The 18,566-nt window shown below is 61.2% G+C and carries 17 protein-coding genes and 2 pseudogenes; 2 read left to right on the top strand and 17 right to left on the bottom strand.

All coding sequences use genetic code 11. The features are described 5' to 3' along the window. Positions 1-308: 308 nt before the first annotated feature. From dtd to AB4O05_RS06670, 4 genes and pseudogenes are all read right to left on the bottom strand, one after another. A complete protein-coding gene (dtd, locus tag AB4O05_RS06685; protein ID WP_460132091.1) occupies positions 309-746 on the bottom strand; it encodes a D-aminoacyl-tRNA deacylase in 438 nt (145 codons plus the stop codon). After that, on the bottom strand, positions 743-1,714 hold the full coding sequence (gene pip / locus AB4O05_RS06680; protein ID WP_460132093.1) for a prolyl aminopeptidase: 972 nt from the start codon (positions 1,712-1,714) through the stop codon (positions 743-745). The genes dtd and pip overlap by 4 nt, the downstream gene beginning before the upstream one ends. 106 nt (positions 1,715-1,820) lie before the next feature. Then, a pseudogene (locus tag AB4O05_RS06675) lies at positions 1,821-1,925 on the bottom strand (alpha/beta hydrolase); the annotation flags it as partial. A 230-nt stretch (positions 1,926-2,155) separates the two neighbouring features. Next, a pseudogene (locus tag AB4O05_RS06670) lies at positions 2,156-2,287 on the bottom strand (glycine/betaine ABC transporter substrate-binding protein); the annotation flags it as partial. A 67-nt stretch (positions 2,288-2,354) separates the two neighbouring features. Here AB4O05_RS06670 and AB4O05_RS06665 point away from each other — a divergent pair. Beyond that, positions 2,355-2,933, top strand: a complete 579-nt coding sequence (locus tag AB4O05_RS06665; RefSeq protein ID WP_460132095.1) for a hypothetical protein — start codon at positions 2,355-2,357, stop codon at positions 2,931-2,933. A gap of 117 nt (positions 2,934-3,050) precedes the next feature. Here the strand turns inward: AB4O05_RS06665 and hutG are convergent, their stop codons facing one another. The 11 genes from hutG to hutC all read right to left on the bottom strand — a co-directional run bounded on the left by hutG (position 3,051) and on the right by hutC (position 16,052). Then, a complete protein-coding gene (gene hutG / locus AB4O05_RS06660; protein ID WP_460164853.1) occupies positions 3,051-3,851 on the bottom strand; it encodes an N-formylglutamate deformylase in 801 nt (266 codons plus the stop codon). A gap of 29 nt (positions 3,852-3,880) precedes the next feature. Continuing rightward, positions 3,881-5,086, bottom strand: coding sequence for an imidazolonepropionase (gene hutI / locus AB4O05_RS06655; protein ID WP_460132099.1), 1,206 nt, complete (start codon positions 5,084-5,086; stop codon positions 3,881-3,883). 157 nt (positions 5,087-5,243) lie between these two features. Further along, complete coding sequence (hutH, locus tag AB4O05_RS06650) at positions 5,244-6,776, bottom strand: histidine ammonia-lyase (RefSeq protein ID WP_460132101.1); 1,533 nt, start codon at positions 6,774-6,776, stop codon at positions 5,244-5,246. Between the two features lie 38 nt (positions 6,777-6,814). Further along, positions 6,815-8,323, bottom strand: coding sequence for an HAL/PAL/TAL family ammonia-lyase (locus AB4O05_RS06645; protein ID WP_460132103.1), 1,509 nt, complete (start codon positions 8,321-8,323; stop codon positions 6,815-6,817). Positions 8,324-8,438: 115 nt separating this feature from the next. Continuing rightward, positions 8,439-9,263, bottom strand: coding sequence for a quaternary amine ABC transporter ATP-binding protein (locus AB4O05_RS06640; protein WP_460132105.1), 825 nt, complete (start codon positions 9,261-9,263; stop codon positions 8,439-8,441). After that, a complete protein-coding gene (locus AB4O05_RS06635) occupies positions 9,260-10,111 on the bottom strand; it encodes an ABC transporter permease (protein WP_460132107.1) in 852 nt (283 codons plus the stop codon). The genes AB4O05_RS06640 and AB4O05_RS06635 overlap by 4 nt, the downstream gene beginning before the upstream one ends. A gap of 71 nt (positions 10,112-10,182) precedes the next feature. Then, positions 10,183-11,148, bottom strand: a complete 966-nt coding sequence (locus tag AB4O05_RS06630) for an ABC transporter substrate-binding protein (RefSeq protein WP_460132109.1) — start codon at positions 11,146-11,148, stop codon at positions 10,183-10,185. Positions 11,149-11,217: 69 nt separating this feature from the next. Continuing rightward, positions 11,218-12,663 carry a purine-cytosine permease family protein gene (locus tag AB4O05_RS06625; protein WP_460132111.1) on the bottom strand — a complete coding sequence of 482 codons (1,446 nt, stop codon included), beginning with the start codon at positions 12,661-12,663 and terminating at the stop codon, positions 11,218-11,220. Positions 12,664-12,812: 149 nt separating this feature from the next. Next, positions 12,813-14,486, bottom strand: a complete 1,674-nt coding sequence (gene hutU, locus AB4O05_RS06620; RefSeq protein WP_460132113.1) for a urocanate hydratase — start codon at positions 14,484-14,486, stop codon at positions 12,813-12,815. A 298-nt stretch (positions 14,487-14,784) separates the two neighbouring features. Continuing rightward, positions 14,785-15,345, bottom strand: a complete 561-nt coding sequence (locus AB4O05_RS06615; RefSeq protein WP_460132114.1) for a HutD/Ves family protein — start codon at positions 15,343-15,345, stop codon at positions 14,785-14,787. Further along, positions 15,342-16,052 carry a histidine utilization repressor gene (gene hutC / locus AB4O05_RS06610; RefSeq protein ID WP_460137653.1) on the bottom strand — a complete coding sequence of 237 codons (711 nt, stop codon included), beginning with the start codon at positions 16,050-16,052 and terminating at the stop codon, positions 15,342-15,344. Before hutC ends, AB4O05_RS06615 begins: the two co-directional genes overlap by 4 nt. A gap of 147 nt (positions 16,053-16,199) precedes the next feature. On the opposite strand from hutC, the gene AB4O05_RS06605 reads away from it, so the two are divergent. Further along, on the top strand, positions 16,200-17,564 hold the full coding sequence (locus AB4O05_RS06605; RefSeq protein ID WP_460132116.1) for a formimidoylglutamate deiminase: 1,365 nt from the start codon (positions 16,200-16,202) through the stop codon (positions 17,562-17,564). 106 nt (positions 17,565-17,670) lie between these two features. Here the strand turns inward: AB4O05_RS06605 and AB4O05_RS06600 are convergent, their stop codons facing one another. Then, positions 17,671-18,240 carry a lipocalin family protein gene (locus tag AB4O05_RS06600; protein WP_460132118.1) on the bottom strand — a complete coding sequence of 190 codons (570 nt, stop codon included), beginning with the start codon at positions 18,238-18,240 and terminating at the stop codon, positions 17,671-17,673. A 30-nt stretch (positions 18,241-18,270) separates the two neighbouring features. After that, positions 18,271-18,525 carry a hypothetical protein gene (locus AB4O05_RS06595; RefSeq protein WP_003171143.1) on the bottom strand — a complete coding sequence of 85 codons (255 nt, stop codon included), beginning with the start codon at positions 18,523-18,525 and terminating at the stop codon, positions 18,271-18,273. Positions 18,526-18,566: the final 41 nt, after the last annotated feature.

Here is an 18,566-nt window from a genome sequence, read left to right as displayed (position 1 = left end):
TTTGGCAGACAATTTTGGTGCATTACAGGGACTAACAATCACGAGCAACCCTCGCCGAAAACAGATCAAAAAACCAACGGCCAGCTATCTATATGCCAGGTTGGCGAGCATTGTTCCGACTCCTCTGGGTGAAAATGATTCCCCAAGGGTTGTCGGACAAGTCTCTACCTAAGTCAAAAATGGACCAAACAACGCTGATCCCCGTAGCGCGCGATTATCTAGTAGCCCGCGAGACAACGCATCAGGGGCAACGAAGTATTTGTAGCGAAACCCTGCGTTTTTAGGCATTAACGTCGTTTTTAATGCATTCAAGTCTGCAAGAGGAAGGTCACAGGGCCATCATTGACCAAATGCACCTGCATATCGGCACCAAAACGTCCCGATGCCACCTTGCCATGCAATTGTTGCGCTTGTAACAACATGTGCTCAAAAAGCGCCGCTCCCAGGGCTGGGGGCGCCGCCGTGGAGAAGCTTGGTCGCAGCCCGCTCCTGGTATCCGCCGCCAGGGTGAACTGCGACACCAGCAGCAAACCACCGCCGATATCCTTCAATGACAGGTTCATCTTGCCCGCGTCGTCGCTGAACACCCGATAGTTAAGCAGCTTGTGCAGCAGTTTGTCGGCACTCTCGACGGTATCCGCAGGTTCGACGGCTACCAGCACCAGCAAACCCTGGTCGATTGCCCCCACGATTTCGCCCGCGACCTCGACTCGGGCGCCACGCACCCGTTGCAACAGACCCTTCATGCTTCTTCAGGCGGCAGATCAAGCAAACGCCGCGCCATCTCACCGGTCGCGCGCACGAGCGCATCGGTGATGCCCGGCTCGGAGGCCGCATGGCCCGCTTCGCGGATCACCTGCAGCTCGCTGTTCGGCCACGCCTGATGCAGCTCCCAGGCATTATCCAGCGTGCAGATCATATCGTAGCGGCCGTGGATGATGACGCCAGGCAGGTGGGCGATCTTGTGCATGTCGCGGATCAGTTGGTTGGGCTCCAGGAACGAGTTGTTAGTGAAGTAGTGGCACTCGATCCGCGCAATGGACAGCGCCCGTTGCGGCTCGGAAAACCGCTCCACGTGCTGCGGGCTCGGGCACAGGCCCAGCATGCGCCCCTCCCAACCGGACCAGGCTTTGGCCGCGTGCATCTGGGCGATCTGGTCGTTACCGGTCAGCCGCTTGTGGTAGGCGGCGATCATGTCGTGGCGTTCCTCCGCAGGGATCGGCGCAATGTAGTCCTGCCAGTAATCCGGGAACAGGCGGCTCGCACCAGCCTGGTAGAACCACTCGATGTCCTGGGGGCGGGCCAGGAAAATGCCGCGCACGATCAGGCCATGCACACGCTCGGGGTGGGTTTGCGCGTAAGCCAGGGCCAGGGTGGAACCCCAGGAACCGCCGAACAGCACCCATTTTTCGATGCCCAGGTGTTCGCGGATGCGCTCAAGGTCGGCGACCAGGTGCCAGGTGGTGTTGTTTTCCAGGCTGGCGCGGGGCGTGGAACGACCGCAACCACGCTGGTCGAAGGTGACGATACGGTACAGGTTCGGATCGAAATAGCAGCGGCTCTGGGCGTCGCAACCGGCGCCAGGACCACCGTGGATGAAGACGACAGGCAAGCCTTCGGGGGAGCCACTTTCATCGACATACAGCGTATGGGTGTCATCGACGGCCAGATCGTGCCGGGCGTAGGGTTTGATCTGCGGGTACCAAGTCTGCATTGCGCGCTCCGTAGGGGGTCGGGTTCATCCCTGGGGGGACGTCTTTTATTTTGCCGTCTGGCACTATAAACCCGAATTGTGCAATGAGCATGTCCTTGAGCACCTGGACCTGTGTCAGCCGTTCGCCATCGAGGTAACCCAGCAGATAGCCGTACAGGCGATCCACCTCCGCCACCTGGCCTCGCGTCCGCAGACAGCCGTGGATCAGGCCGTCGTCGCGCAACCCCAGGCACAACGCCGCCAGGTTGCCGCCGGCGCTATCACCGATCATTGGAAGCAGATGAAGTTGTGGGAATCCAGCCCGCCGACCACCCAACCATCACCGTGTATATAAAGAGGAACGGCCAGTCCTGATCCGGGAAGACTCGGTGGTGATGACGAAGGCCGCAAGCTGCGGGGAGATCAGGTGCATGCACAAATATCCCTGACGATGAAAAACCGCTGTGGGGACTGGCACTCCATGATCGGCACCATCCGCTGGCTTTCCTGGACGGCGGTGAGGGTCAAGTTGGTGAGCAACCGACTGGCATTCGGGCAACGCTCGGCAAAGTCCGGCGCGGTCACAGTAGCGACTATTCCAATGCTCAACTATCGCTAATCAATATAAAGAACTGGCAATTCTCCCAGGCGACACTCACTGATGATCGCGATTAAATCACTCAAGGCCCCAAGGTTAATTTCGTACTCAAAGGAGATGGATGCAATGTGCCCTCAACCCATCCAAGATAATCTGCAAGAGTTTTTCACGGCAAATGTGATTTTTTCAGACCACATCGAAGAACTCATCGCCACTAGAGCGTCGCTTGAGAGCGTTGAGGCTTCTGGAATTGAATGTTGGAAGATAAGGTTCTTTGAAGACACTACTAATAAAGAAACTCAGACGAACGAGATCAACTTGATCCAGTTTTTTCTGGAAAAGGACTCGACGAGTTTCGACCATTCGCTTGCCAGGGCTGCACCTTATCCAGATTTCACAAAAAACAGCGCAAGCTTCTACAAGTATGAAGACAGCCCTGATGACGAGGATGACATAGTTGATACGGCTTATGACTTCCCTCTCAAAAAAGGTTGGATTACCTACCAATGGAGCCAGGACAAAACATCTATAAGTGCCAGCTTCGACCTCACGCTCGAAAACCCGGACACGACCACTTTCCAAATCATGGGGAGTTTCGTTATAAAAAAAGGCACCACTCACAACCTTGCCCCTACCCACTAAAACCCAACAACTATAGAGGTGCGCACTTGTTGCTATCGACATCGCACCTCGTCGACGAGCCAGGCCTGTCTTAAACGTTGGGTTACGGCGGCTATCGCACGAGATGCGACAATCAGCTCAACCGTAACGTTTTTTCCCCCATTCCAAGATCCTCTCCAGCAACTGCTTCAACACCACCCGCGTCGGCTCGGCCAGGTCCGGCCGATAACGGAACGGCTCGAACTCTTCCATGTACGTGCTCTGGCACAACTCCAACTGCACGGCGTGGATGTTCTGCGCCGGGTTGCCGTAATGCCGGGTGATATGCCCGCCTTTGAAGCGCCCGTTCAGCACATGCGTGAAGTGCGGATGCTCGGCGCAGACAGCCTCAAGTTGCCCGGCCAATTCAGGGTCGCAGGCAGCACCGTTGAACGTCCCCAGGTTGAAGTCCGGCAGCTTGCCCTCGAACAGGTGCGGGATCACCGAGCGGATCGAGTGCGCGTCGAACAGCAGCGCGTAGCCGAATTCGGCCTTGAGCCGTGCCAGTTCATCCTGCAACGTGCGGTGATACGGACCCCAGATCTTCTGCAGGTAACTGGCGCGCTCGGCCTCGCCCGGTGCCAGCCCCTCACGGAACAACGGCATGCCATCGAACAGCGTCGCCGGGTACAGGCCAGTGGTGGCGCCGGCATAGAGCGGGGTGTCGTCGGACGGCCGGTTCAGGTCGATCACGAACCGCGAATACTCGGCCGACAGGGTGCTGGCGCCCAGTGCTTCGGCGAAGTCATACAGCGTGGGGATGTGCCAGTCCGTGTCCGGCAGGCTTTGCGCCTCGGGGATCAAGCCGGCCTCGACCGCAGGTGTCAGGCGTAAACCTGCGTGGGGCATGCTGACCAGCAGCGGTACGCGACCTTGTTTGAAGTTCAGAACCTTATCCACAACGATACTCCTCACCTAAAAAGGCAGCTTTAGACGGTGACGTCGACGCCATGGCGCACGACGCGTTTATCCAACTCGCCGCCGAGCCAATAGGCGAGGTCGGCGGGACGATCAATTTGCCAGGCGACAAAATCGGCGACCTTGCCCACTTCCAGCGAACCATGGGTGTCCCCCATGCCCAGCGCGGTGGCCGCATGCTGCGTGGCGCCGGCCAGGGCCTCTTCCGGGGTCATGCGCAACAGGGTGCACGCCATGTTCAGCATCAGGCGTACCGACAAGGCCGGTGAGGTGCCGGGGTTGAGGTCGCTGGCGATGGCGATCTTCACGCCATGCTTGCGCAGGGCCTCCATCGGCGGCAATTGGGTTTCACGCAGGAAGTAGAAGGCCCCCGGCAGCAGAACCGCGACGGTGCCAGCGGCGGCCATGGCGATGGCGTCGTCTTCGGTCATGAATTCCAGATGGTCCGCTGACAATGCCTGGTAGCGCGCAGCCAGGCTGGAGCCGTGCAGCGACGACAGCTGCTCGGCGTGCAGCTTCACCGGCAGACCAAGTTGCCGGGCGACCTTGAACACCCGCTCCACCTGCTCGGTGGAAAACGCCAGGTATTCACAGAACGCATCCACCGCATCCACCAGCCCTTCCTTTGCCAGGGCCGGCAGCATCTCGCTGCAGATGTGCTCGATGTAGTCGTCGGCGCGATCCTTGTACTCCGGTGGTAACGCATGGGCGGCCAGACACGTGGCGCGCACGCTGACCGGCAGCGCGTCCCCCAGGCGACGGGCCACGCGCAGCATCTTGCGTTCATTGGCCAGGTCCAGGCCGTAGCCGGATTTGATCTCCACGGTAGTCACGCCATCACGCAGCAAACTGCGCAGCCGCTTGTGGGCGCTGGCAAACAGTTCATCTTCGCTGGCGGCACGGGTGGCGCGCACGGTGCTGGCGATCCCGCCGCCCTGGGCCGCGATCTCGGCATAACTCACGCCTTGGAGGCGCTGCTCGAATTCGCCGCTGCGGTTACCGCCGAACACCGCGTGAGTGTGGCAGTCGATCAGCCCAGGCGTAACCCACGCGCCTTGCAGATCATGCACCTGGGCGTAGTCCGCGGTGGGCACCTGGCTACGCGGGCCGATCCACTCGATCAGCTGACCTGCGGTCACCAGGGCGGCATCCTCGATGATCGCGTACTTGCCGTGGGCCATGGTTGCGATGTGGCAGTGTTGCCAAAGGGTGTTCATCAACGCCTCCCGATGTGATCCCTGATGCCTGTAGGAGCGAGGGGGACGCCTAGTTCTTGCTCGCGAAAACCTCAAGGACCCCGCGTTCATCCAAGATGCGCGCGTTAGCGTTGACGTTCTTCGCGAGCAAGCTCGCTCCTACAGGGGGTGGTGTTTTTTAGAGGCTCGGCAGGAGCTTGGCCGGTGCCAGTTCGTTCAGACAGCGGCTGGCGAGCAGTTCGCTGGCGGCGATGATGTCCGGGGCGAAGAAGCGGTCCTTGTCGTAGAACGCCACTTTGCCGCGCAGGAGGGCGCGCGCCTGTTCCAGTTTCGGTGAAGTCTTCAGGCCTTCGCGCAGGTCCAGGCCCTGGCAGGCGGCCAGCCATTCCACGGCCAGAATGCCACGGGTATTCTCGGCCATTTCCCACAGGCGCTTGCCCGCTGCAGGGGCCATGGACACGTGGTCTTCCTGGTTGGCGGAGGTCGGCAGGCTGTCGACGCTATGGGGGTGGGCCAGCGCTTTGTTCTCGCTGGCCAGTGCCGCTGCGGTCACCTGGGCGATCATGAAGCCGGAGTTGACCCCGCCATTGCCCACCAGGAATGGCGGCAGTTGCGACATGTGCTTGTCCATCATCAGCGAGATCCGGCGCTCACTCAGGGAGCCGATTTCGGCGATGGCCAGGGCCATGTTGTCGGCAGCCATGGCCACCGGTTCGGCGTGGAAGTTACCGCCGGAAATCACATCGCCTTCGGCGGCGAACACCAGCGGGTTATCCGACACGGCGTTGGCTTCGACCACCAGCACCTCGCCGGCCTGACGGAACTGGGTCAGGCAGGCGCCCATCACTTGTGGCTGACAACGCAGGGAGTACGGGTCTTGCACCTTGTCGCAGTTCTGGTGCGACTGGGAGACCTGGCTGCTTTCGCCGAGCAGGTCGCGGTAGGCGGCCGCAGAGTCGATCTGCCCTCGCTGGCCACGCGCCGCGTGAATACGTGCGTCGAAGGGCGAGCGCGAACCGAGCACGGCTTCCACGGTAAGAGCACCGCAGGCCAGCGCGCCGGCGAACAGGTCTTCGCCCTCGAACAGGCCACGCAGGGCATAGGCAGTGGACACCTGGGTGCCGTTGAGGAGCGCCAGGCCTTCTTTGGCGGCGAGGGTCAACGGCGTGAGGCCGGCGACCTTCAGGGCCTCGGTCGCCTCCAGCCATTCGCCCTTGTAGCGCGCCTTGCCTTCGCCGAGCAGCACCAGGGACATGTGCGCCAAGGGCGCCAGGTCGCCGGATGCCCCCACCGAACCTTTGAGCGGAATGTGCGGGTACACCTCGGCATTGATCAGCGCGATCAGCGCGTCGATCACCTGGCGACGAATCCCGGAGAACCCACGGCTCAGGCTGTTGACCTTGAGCACCATGACCAGCCGCACCAGCGCGTCGCTGATCGGCTCGCCCACACCGGCGGCGTGGGACAGCACCAGGGAACGCTGGAGGTTTTCCAGGTCTTCGCTGGCGATGCGGGTGGAGGCCAGCAGGCCGAAACCGGTGTTGATGCCGTAGGCGGTGCGGTTCTCGGCGAGAATCTGCTCCACGCAGGCGACACTGGCTTCGATCTGCGCCGTAGCACTGTCATCCAGACTGAGGGTCACCGGCTGCTGGTAGACGGTTCGCAGTTGGGCAAGGCTCAGTTGGCCTGGAATCAGGTTTAGCGCAGTCACATTCGTACTCCTTGTGAATTGTTTTTTTAAATCAGTGTTCAGTGCAAAGTCGGTAATGCAGTGTCTTTGAGCAATTTGGCGGCCGCCGCAATATCCGGTGCCAGCCAGCGGTCCTGCTCGTACGCGGGGACCACTTCACGCAACAACCGCCAGGCCCTGTCGGTGCCCGCGCCGAAACGCTGATCCTTCAAGAATTCAAACGCCTGCGCCGCCAGCAAGTACTCGATGGCGAGGATCTGGGTGACGTTGGCCAGCAGTTGATGCAGCTTGAGCGCGGCGTTGGTGCCCATGCTCAGGTGGTCTTCCTGCAGGCCCGAGGTGACGAAGTTGTCGAGCACCGCCGGTTGCGCCAGCTGACGGTTTTGCCCACACAGCGAGGCGGCGACGTACTGCACGATCATCATCCCGGAGTTGACCCCGGGGTTGCTCACCAGGAACGCCGGCAAGCCACTGACGTGGGGGTTGATCAGGCGGTCCAGGCGCCGTTCGGCCACCGCGCCGATCTCGGCCATGGCGATGGCGAGCACGTCGGCGGCCAGCGCCACGGACTGGCCGTGCGGGTTGGCCTGGGACACTACGCGGTAATTGTCAGGCGTGCCGAGCAGCAGCGGGTTGTCGGTGGCGCTGTTGAGTTCGGTCTCGATCTGGCGCGTGGCATGCTCTACCTGGTCGCGCGCGGCGCCGTGGATCTGCGGGATCGAGCGGATACTCAAGGCGTCCTGGGTGCGCAGGCCTTGGCTGCTGGCGATCACTTCACTGCCGTCGAGCAACGCACGCAGGTTGATACCGACGCGCTGCATGCCCGGGTGCGGCTTGAGGGCGATGATCTCTGCATCGAACGCGTCGATCTGGCCGCGCTGGGCCTCGAAGCTCATGGCACCGATCACGTCCGCCCATTGCAGCAGGTGATGGGCATCGGCCAGCGCCAGGCAGCTCAGGCCGGTCATGCACGGCGTGCCGTTGACCAGGCACAGGCCGTCCTTGGCGCCGAGCACCACCGGCTGCAAACCTTCGGCGTGCAAGGCTTCCTGTGCCGGGACAATGCGCCCGCGATAGCTCACCGTGCCAATACCCAGCAAGGCCACGCCGACATGGGCCATGTGGGTCAGGTAACCCACCGACCCCTGGGACGGCACTTGCGGAGTGATGCCGTGATTGAGCAGCGCCAGCAACGCCTGCACCACCTGCGGGTGCAGGCCGGAGTTGCCGTGGCTGTAGTTGATGACGGCCGCGCAGATGATCGCGCGGGTCTGCTCGTCGCTGAGCACCGGGCCGACGCCGCAGGCATGGCTGAGCAAGGTATTGCGCGACAGTTGGCTCAGTTGCTCGCCTTGCAGCGAGACGTTGCACAATGCGCCCAGGCCAGTATTGACGCCATAGGCGCGTTCGCCGCTGCTGACGATGCGCTGCACGATGGCCTGGGCATTGTCGATGCGTGCCCAGGCCTGGCCCGAGAGTTCGAGCACCGCGCCGTGGCGGGCTACGGCGGTCACGTCCTGCCAACGCATCGGGGCGTCGGCGATGATGATTTTTGCTGCCTGGGACATCTTCATACCTTCTTGAATTTATGTGCCGCTTTTGCCGGCCTCTTCGCGGGCAAGCCCGCTCCTACAGGGGAATGCATTCCAAATGTGGGAGCGGGCTTGCTCGCGAAAGCGTCCGTCAGACCACCGCCGCCCGCCGCTGAACAAAGCGGTCCACATATTCATCCGCCGGCGAATGCAGAATCTCGCGCGGCGTGCCGACCTGGATCAACTTGCCGTCCTTGAGAATCGCAATGCGATTGCCAATGCGCACGGCCTCGTCGAGGTCGTGGGTGATGAACACGATGGTCTTGTGCAGGGTCTTTTGCAGGTCGAGCAACTGGTCCTGCATCTCGGCGCGGATCAGCGGGTCGAGGGCACTGAAGGCTTCGTCCATCAGGATGATGTCGGTGTCGGCCGCCAGGGCACGGGCCAGGCCCACACGCTGGCGCATGCCGCCGGAAAGCTGGTGCGGGTATTTGTTTTCGTAGCCCTTGAGGCCCACGGTTTCGACCCACTGCAGGGCGCGTTCGGCGCACACCTGCTTGGGTTCGCCACGCACTTTCAGGCCGTAGGCGACGTTGTCGAGCACCGTCTTGTGGGGCAACAGGCCGAAGCTCTGGAACACCATGCTGATCTTGTGCCGACGGAATTGGCGCAGGGCGTCCATGTCCAGTTGCAGGATATCTTCGCCGTCCACCAGGATCGCGCCGCTGGTAGGGTCGATCAGGCGGTTGAAGTGGCGCACCAGGGTGGATTTGCCGGAACCCGACAGGCCCATGATGACAAAAATCTCGCCAGTGCCGATGCTCAAGGACAGGTCATTCACGCCGACCACACAGCCGGTTTCGGCCAGTACCTGATCCTTGGTCTTGCCCTGGCCGATCAGTGCCAGCGCTTCCTTGGAACGGTTGCCGAAAATCTTGAAGACGTTTTTAACTTCGATTTTGCTGACAGTGGTCATTTGCTCGCCTCATGCCGTGGGCGGCCATAAGCCTGGGTGATGCGGTCGATGACCACGGCTAGAATCACGATCGCCAGCCCGGCTTCAAGGCCACGGCCGACGTTGAGAGTCTGGATGCCGACGAGCACGTCTTCACCCAAGCCACGGGCACCGATCATCGAGGCGATCACCACCATCGACAACGCCATCATCGTGGTCTGGTTGATACCCGCCATGATGCTTGGCAGTGCCAGCGGCAGTTGCACACCGAACAGTTGCTGCCAACGGTTGGCACCAAAGGCGTTGATCGCTTCCATGACTTCGCCGTCAACCTGGCGAATCCCCAGGTCGGTCAGGCGAATCAGCGGCGGTGCGGCATAGATCACCGTGGCGAAAATCGCCGGCACCTTGCCCAGGCCGAACAGCATCAGCACCGGGATCAGGTACACGAAGCTGGGCATGGTTTGCATGATGTCGAGCAGTGGCATCAGCACCGAACGCAGGCGGTTGCTGCGCGCCGAGAGGATGCCCAGGGGGATGCCGATGAGCACCGAGATCAGCGTGGCGACCAGCATCAGGGCCAGGGTCTGCATCAGCTTGTCCCACAGGCCGACGGCTCCCACCAGAAACAGCAAACCGACGATCACCGCCGTGGTCACCACCTTGCGGGTGGCATGCCAGGCGACGCCGCCGACAATGGCCAGCATCAGCCACCAGGGCGCCGCGCGCAGCACGCCTTCAAGGTTGACGATGGCCCACAGCAGGGTGTCGGAGATGTGCCGGAACACATCGCCGTAGTTAGTCACCAGTGAATCAACCCAACCGTTGACCCAGTCGGCAATGGAAAACGTAAAACTCTCAGGAAACATAGCGTGCTCTCGATCCAAGGGGTTGTGGCCAGGTGCCCGGCTTCCCCTCAGGGTAGCCGGGCACACTTGACCTACAAGGCCGCGTCGATTTTCTTGGCTGCGTCTTCACTTACCCAGGCGTGCCAGACTTCAGGATGTTCCTTGAGGAAGATCTTCGCCAGTTTCGGCGACTCAATCCGCTCCTTGGCCATGCGCCCCAGGTTCTGGTTGAGCAGATCGATCGGCAGGTTGACTTTTTCCAGCACGGCCACCAGTTCCGGGGCGTGTTCGTGGAAGGTCTTGGACAGGCCGACCTTGATACTTATGGTCTTATCCACACCCGGCTTTTCTTCCAGTTTGACCAGATCCACCTGGCCCATCAGCGGGGTTGGCGACCAGTAGTAGAACAGGATCGGCTCGCCGCGCTTGTAGCTCGACAGCACCGCCGCATCCAGCGCCGGGCCAGTCCCTGGGCGGAAGTTGGTGTAGGTGCTTTCCAGGCCGTAGCTTTTCAGCATCTCGCTGTTTTCCAGCTCGCAGGTCCAGCCGGCCGGGCAATTGTAGAAACGGCCCTTGGACGGCTCTTCCGGGTCCTTGAACACGGCGGCGTACTTGGCCAGGTCAGCGATGTTTTTCAAGCCTGGCGCCTTGGCTTCCAGCTTGCGCTTGGCGTCGCCTTCGATCACATAACGCGGCACGTACCAGCCTTCGATGGCGCCGACAATCGGCGCACCGACACCCACGACCTTGCCGGCCTTCTCGGCCTTGTTCCAGACTTCGCTGCGGCCGACCCACTCCTCGGCAAACACTTGGATGTCGTTGCTGCCCAGGGCGTTTTCCATGGTGATGGAGTTGCCCGGCAGGCTGTCGGTTTTGCAGCCGTAGCCTTTTTCCAGCACGGTTTGCAGGATGTCGGTGAGCAGCATGCCGCTTTCCCAGTTCAAGCCCGCGAATTTCACGGGTTTCCCGGATTCGCACCAACCCGCCGCCTGCGCGCCGGCGCTGGCCAGCAAGCCTGCAGAGAACAATGTGGCCAACAGGGTTTTATTCACTTTCATTGTTGTGACGCTCCCAATCTTGAAATGGATTACGGCAGTCAGTAGGCATCCTGCCCTGTCCACGTCCCATCAGGCCTGTGCAACCAGCCCGTTTGTCGTCGGTGCAGCGCCCTGCTCTAGCGGCAGGATCAGGTGTTCAGGGGTTGCGCCGGGCCATTTTTTTGCAGCCCAGTAATACAGCGCGGCGGGGAGCACCAGCCCGATGATCCAGGAAATATCCACATCCCCCAGGGCGGCCACGAGGGGGCCTGTGTAGAACTTGGTGGAGATGAACGGCAATTGAACCAGCACGCCGAAGACATAGACGCTGATACCGAGCAGGTTCCAACGGCCATAACGACCGTTCGGATCGGCCAGCGCCGGCACGTCATAGCGATCACGGGTGATGCAGTAATAGTCCACCAGGTTGATCGCGCTCCAGGGCGTAAAAAACGCCAGCAGGAACAGAATGAAAGACTTGAACGCACCGAGGAACGAGTGCTGGCCGAGCAAGGCGATAAGGGTCGCCGTACCGACGATGACCAGCACGAACATCAGCCGCTGCAAACGCGTGACCTCCAGGCGCCCGCGAAAGCCGCTGATGATGGTCGCGATGCACATGAAGCTGCCGTAGGAGTTCAGCGTAGAGATGGTCACCTTGCCGAATGCGATGCTGAAATACAGCAGCGCAGCGGTGGCCCCCGTACCGCCCAGCCCCACGATGTAGGCCACTTCGTGACCGGCAAACTGCCCGTTGGACATGGCCGCGGCAAACACGCCGAGGATCATCGCCACCTGTGCGCCGATCACTGAGCCTGCGCCAGCAGCAAGAAAGGTTTTCAGCGCGGACGTACTGCTTGGCAGGTAGCGCGAGTAGTCAGCCACATAGGGCCCGAAGGCGATCTGCCAGGAGGCAGCGAGCGAGACCGCGAGCAAAAAGCTGCTCCAGCTGAAATGCCGGATTTGCAGCAATGCGCCGATGTCAGCCTGACCCACCAGGCGCATAAACAGGTAAACGAAGGCAATCACCCCAATGACGCTGGCGACGCGACCGATAAAGTGGATCACTCGATAACCCAGCACCGTCACCAGCACGATGACACTGGCGAAGAGGAGAATCCCGACGCTGTCGCTGATGCCGAACAACTGGCCCAGCGCCTGACCGGAGAGCACTGTGCCCGTGGCGGTGAAGCCCAGGTACATCAGGCACACCAACACGATTGGAATAGCCGCGCCATAGACGCCGAACTGCACGCGGCTGGAGATCATCTGCGGCAAGCCCAACTGCGGGCCTTGGGCGGCATGCAGCGCCATCACCGCACCGCCCAGCAGCTGACCGATCAACAGACCGATCAACGACCAGAACACATCACCGCCCAACACCACAGCCAAGGCCCCGGTAACGATGGCGGTGATCTGCAGGTTGGCCCCCAGCCACAGGGTGAACTGGCTCAGGAGACGACCATGTCTTTCCGCTTCCGGGATGTAGTCGATCGAACGCCGTTCGATCAACGCAGGGGTTTCGTTTGCAGCCATGGTGTTCAACCTCTGATGGATTGTTCGGGTTTAGCCTTTTCTTCTGTAGGAGCGAGGGGGACGCCTAGTTCTTGCTCGCGAAAAACGTACAGTCAACGCAGCAATGCGCCTGAAATATCTTCGCGCGCAAGCTCGCTCCTACAGGGGGATCAGCCTTTGATCATCGGCAGGTTCAGGCCCTGCTCCTTGGCGCAATCGATGGCGATCTGGTAACCGGCGTCGGCATGGCGCATCACACCGGTCGCCGGATCGTTGTGCAGCACACGCGCAATACGCTCGGCGGCTTCATCGGTACCGTCACAAACGATCACCATGCCGGAGTGCTGGGAGAAGCCCATACCCACGCCCCCGCCGTGGTGCAACGACACCCAGGTCGCGCCGCTCGCGGTGTTGAGCAAGGCGTTGAGCAGTGGCCAATCCGAGACAGCGTCGGAGCCGTCCTGCATGGATTCGGTTTCGCGGTTGGGGCTGGCGACCGAGCCGGAGTCGAGGTGGTCACGGCCGATCACTACCGGCGCCGACAACTCGCCGCTGCGTACCATTTCGTTGAACGCCAGGCCCAGCTTGGCGCGCTGGCCCAGGCCGACCCAGCAGATACGCGCCGGCAGGCCCTGGAAGCTGATGCGCTCGCGGGCCATGTCCAACCAGTTGTGCAGGTGGGCATCGTCGGGGATCAGCTCTTTGACTTTGGCGTCGGTCTTGTAAATGTCTTGCGGGTCGCCAGAGAGTGCCGCCCAGCGGAACGGGCCGATGCCACGGCAGAACAGTGGGCGGATGTAGGCCGGGACGAAGCCTGGGAAATCGAAGGCATTTTCCACGCCCTCTTCCTGGGCCATCTGGCGGATGTTGTTGCCGTAGTCGAAGGTTGGGATGCCTTGTTTCTGGAATTCCAGCATGGCTTTGACGTGTACGGCCATCGACTGCTTGGCGGCCTTGATCACGGCTGCCGGTTCGGTCTTGGCGCGGGCGCGGTATTCGTCCCAGGTCCAGCCGGCCGGCAGGTAGCCGTTGAGCGGGTCGTGGGCGCTGGTCTGGTCGGTGACCATGTCCGGGCGCACCCCGCGCCTGACCAGTTCCGGCAGGATTTCAGCGGCGTTGCCCAGCAGGGCGATGGAGATCGCCTTGCCTTCCTGGGTGTATTTGGCGATGCGCGCCAGGGCGTCGTCGAGGTCGCTGGCTTGCTCGTCGACATAGCGGCTGCTCAAGCGGAAGTCGATGCTGACCTGCTGGCATTCGATGTTCAGCGAGCAGGCACCGGCCAACGTTGCGGCCAGCGGCTGTGCGCCACCCATGCCGCCGAGGCCGGCAGTGAGCACCCAACGGCCTTTGAGGTTGCTGTCGTAATGTTGGCGACCGGCTTCGACGAAGGTTTCGTAAGTGCCCTGGACGATGCCCTGGCTGCCGATGTAGATCCAGCTGCCGGCGGTCATCTGGCCGTACATGGCCAGGCCTTTGGCGTCCAATTCGTTGAAGTGTTCCCAACTGGCCCAGTGCGGTACCAGGTTGGAGTTGGCGATCAGCACGCGCGGGGCATTGCTGTGGGTCTTGAACACGCCAACCGGTTTGCCGGATTGCACCAGCAGGGTTTCGTCGTCATTGAGGTTCGTGAGGCTCTCGACGATCTGGTCGTAGCACTCCCAATTACGCGCGGCACGGCCAATACCGCCGTACACCACCAATTCTTTCGGGTTCTCGGCCACTTGTGGGTCGAGGTTGTTCATCAGCATGCGCAGCGGCGCTTCGGTCAGCCAGCTTTTGGCGGTGAGCGTGTTACCGCGGGCGGCGCGGATTTCGACATCACGGAACTTAGTAGGCTTGGTCACTGCTGGAACTCCTCGGCGATCGATGCGCGGACAGGGATGGTGTGAAGAACAGTCTTACGCACACATCTTTACTTGTATGTACAAGCATATGCAATCGAGCGGCCAACTTGAGGAGCGCGCGGTGGAGAATTTTTTGAAGGCTGTGTGTAAGCCTTGAAAATAAAGGCTTGGAGGCTTGATGAAATTTCTTGCGGGGGATTTTTTCAGGGCGGGAGGTGTTTCATGACAGCGTCGCTTTGCGACACGCTGGGGCATTCGGTAACAAATTGGTGCGCGGGTTTGGTTAGCGCCGCAGTGTTTAACCGCGCGCGCTCAGTTCAATCAGGCAGCAACGGCCACTTACAGAGATATCCAGCAAGCCCGTATTACCGTCCACTTGCAGGCAATCGTGGTGACCAAGTTTCTGCTCCAGCACTTTCACTTCATCGGCCACACTGAACACCAGCACCGTCTGCGCGGCACTGAAAAACCGCTGCACGCCATCCACCCATTGCAAGCGCGCGTGGTAACGCTCGGGCGCGTAGATCAGGTTGAAGTCGCGGATCGGCCCGGTGATCAGGCGGCATGACACCTGGCTGTCGCCCTTGAACGCGAACGGTTGCAGCGGTAACAGCCCGCGTTGCTCTTCGCCGTCCACGGTCAGGACCATGCCAGCGCCCTTGATCACCGTGATCACGCGCTGGTAGCCGGCGAAACTGGAGAACCCACCCGACTCGACGATATCGGCAATCGACAGGCGCCAGCCAAAGCCATCCAGGCCGGTGCCTGCATCACGGGTGATTTCTTCGGTGCTGCCACCGCCGTTTTTCCATGGCATGCGCACGTAATCGGCGGCGCGCCACACAGTGATTGCACTCATTTACTGAAACGACCTTCCAGGCTGTGGCGGGAACCGGGGTGGATCAAACGCGCGGCGGTCACCGGCTGGCGACCGGACCAGGTACGTCGACGAATCAACAGGCAGGGCTCGCTGGGCTCGATCTGCAACAACTTGCACTCGGCGGCATCGGCCAGAATCGCCTCTACGACGTGCTCGCCTTCTGTCAGCGGCGCCACCTGGTTCAAGTAGGCATAAGGCGTTTGCAGAGTGAAATCCTGCTGCAGATAGTCCGGCGCGACCAGGGCGTTGACGAAGCGGTCCTCGATTTGCACGGGAATGTCGTTTTCGTAATGCACGATCAGCGAGTGGAACACCCGCCCGCCTTCGCGCATTTCCAGGGCGACGGCGCGCTCGGAACCGGCAGCTTCCTCGCCCAGGGTGATGACCTGGCAGGTATGCCGATGACCGCGGGAGGCGATTTCATCGGCAATGTTGTGCACTTCAAACAGCGCCGACTGGCTCTTGGGCTCGGCGACGAACGTGCCAACGCCCTGCATGCGCACCAGCAAACCCTCGGCGGTGAGCTCACGCAGAGCGCGGTTGATGGTCATGCGGCTGAAGCCCAGCTCGCTGACCAATTCGCTCTCCGATGGCACGCGGTAGTGCGGTGGCCAGTTACCGTTGAGGATCTGCTGGCTGATCATTTGTTTGACGCGGGCATACAAGGGCGCCGGACTTTCGTCCATGTGGGCAGCCAGCGAAGAGTTGGCGGGCGGAGTCGGCACAGGGAATCCTTGCAGGGGGAAAAGATGCATAGATTGCCGGAGTTTACCGAGCAGGCAAACGTCTGTATATGTATATACAAATAAACACACGACCGGGGTGCTCTGAACATGTCCGCTTTCTTTGCCGAACGCGCACTGCTGCCTGATGGATGGGCCAACGATGTACGTCTTGAAGTCAACGCTGAGGGACGGCTGACACAGGTGATGGCCAATGCCAGCGCAGACGGTGCCGAGCGGCTCAGAGGCCCGGTCCTGGCGGGCATGCCCAACCTGCACTCCCATGCGTTTCAACGCGCAATGGCCGGCTTGGCCGAAGTCGCCGGCAACCCCAATGACAGTTTCTGGACCTGGCGCGACCTGATGTACCGCATGGTCGGCAAGATCAATCCCGACCAGCTGCAGGTTATCGCACGCCAGCTGTATATCGAGATGCTCAAGGCCGGCTACACCTCGGTGGCCGAATTTCACTATGTGCACCACGATGTCAGCGGCCAGGCCTATGCCGACCGCACGGAGCTGTCGCGGCAGATCAGCCAGGCGGCCGCCAGCAGCGGGATCGGCCTGACGTTGCTGCCGGTGCTCTACACCCACGCCGGTTTCGGTGGCCAGGTGCCGAACGAGGGCCAACGGCGCTTTATCAACAGCACCGAACACTACCTGGACCTGCAAGCACGCCTCAAACCCATGCTTGCCGCGCAGCCGGCGCAGCAGTTGGGCCTGTGCTTCCACTCATTGCGCGCGGTCACGCCCCAACAAATCAGCGAAGTACTCGCCGCCAGTGATACAACGTGCCCGGTGCATATCCACATCGCCGAACAGCAAAAGGAAGTCGACGACTGCCTGGCCTGGAGCGGCAAGCGCCCGCTGCAATGGCTGTATGACAATGTCGAGGTCGATGAACGCTGGTGCCTGGTGCACGCCACCCACGCCGATCCGGACGAAGTCACGCGCATGGCCAAAAGCCGCGCGATTGCCGGCCTGTGCCTGACCACCGAAGCCAACCTGGGCGACGGGATCTTCCCGGCGGTGGACTTTCTTGCCCAGGGCGGGCGCATGGGCATTGGCTCCGATAGCCATGTGTCACTGAGCGTGGTGGAAGAACTGCGCTGGCTGGAATACGGCCAGCGCCTGCGCGATCAACGGCGCAACCGCTTGTATCGCAGTGACCAGCCGATGGTCGGCCGCACACTGTTCGATGCCGCGCTGGACGGTGGCACCCAGGCGCTGGGGCAGCCTATTGGTCGGCTGGAGATCGGCAAGCGTGCGGATTGGATCGTACTGGATGGCAATGACCCCTACCTGGCAACGGCGACTGAGGACGGGATCCTCAACCGCTGGCTGTTTGCCGGCGGCGATCGACAGGTGCGGGATGTACTGGTCAACGGCAAGTGGGTGGTGCGCGATGGCCGGCATGCCGGCGAGGAAGAAAGCAACCGGGCGTTCACTCAAGTCTTGAGAGATTTGCTGAGCTGACAGGCGACACATAACAACTGTAGGAGCTGGCTTGCCTGCGATGGCGTCCTTGAGATCGCCATCGCAGGCAAGCCAGCTCCTACAGTTGTTTGATGATGCTGCTCAATTACTGCGAAGTCTTGGCCATCTGCTTGTCCGACGTACGGAAGATCAACCGCGTCGTGTCGTACCCTTGCTGCCGCGCCCTGCTGAGCAGATCTTCGCGGGTATCGGCACTCACCGTCGGCGTGCGCGACAGGATCCACATATAGCGACGGCTGGGGCTGCCGACGATGGCGGTCTTGTAGTCGTCGCTGACGTACAACACCCAGTAATCGCCCTTGGCGACGCCCGGCAGCAGCGCGGTAAACCAGTTATTGAATTCGACCCAGAGCTTGTCGGTCTTGCCGGGCTCTTGCGGCGTGGCCGTGCCCTTGGCCTCTTCCCATGTCCACTCGGTGGTCAGGCAGCGGTTGAACACCGACATGTCGCCATCGGGCAGCAAGGTGTAACGCGCTTCGGACTGCGCGCAGTTACGCTGGAAGTACATCGGCAATCGCGCCAACTCATACCAGGTGCCCTGGTAACGCTTGAGGTTGACGTTGCCAGCGGTCTTGGGTTGCAGATCATCGCCAGAATGGCTGGCGCAGCCCGCCAAAAACAGGCTGGCGCAAAGGAACACAACAAAACGCATCATTCTTCTTCTCCCGCAGGCTCTCGCCCCGGTTTACTTCAGGCCTTGCCCGGAAAACATCAGAACTTTGTCACCGGCATATTGAACGCTGATAAAGCTGGTTTTATCGCCCCAGGTGCAGCTGGACATGCCCAGTGCGCCGGAACAGTCAGTCGGCTTACCCAACAGCGACTCCACCTCGGCCTTGGGCATCCCGGCCGACAACTTTGCGTAATTCTCTTGATTGACCTTGCTGCAAGCGGCCAACAGCACGCAGAAAGTCAGCAGGGCAAGACGGCGTAACGACATGGATAAACTCCTGGAGGGGCGAAGCAGCGTGGGTATCTGCC

This window comes from Pseudomonas sp. S1_G07 (assembly GCF_054668565.1).
Note: the sequence above shows the minus strand (reverse complement) of the source record. Positions and strands in the feature narration are given on the sequence as shown.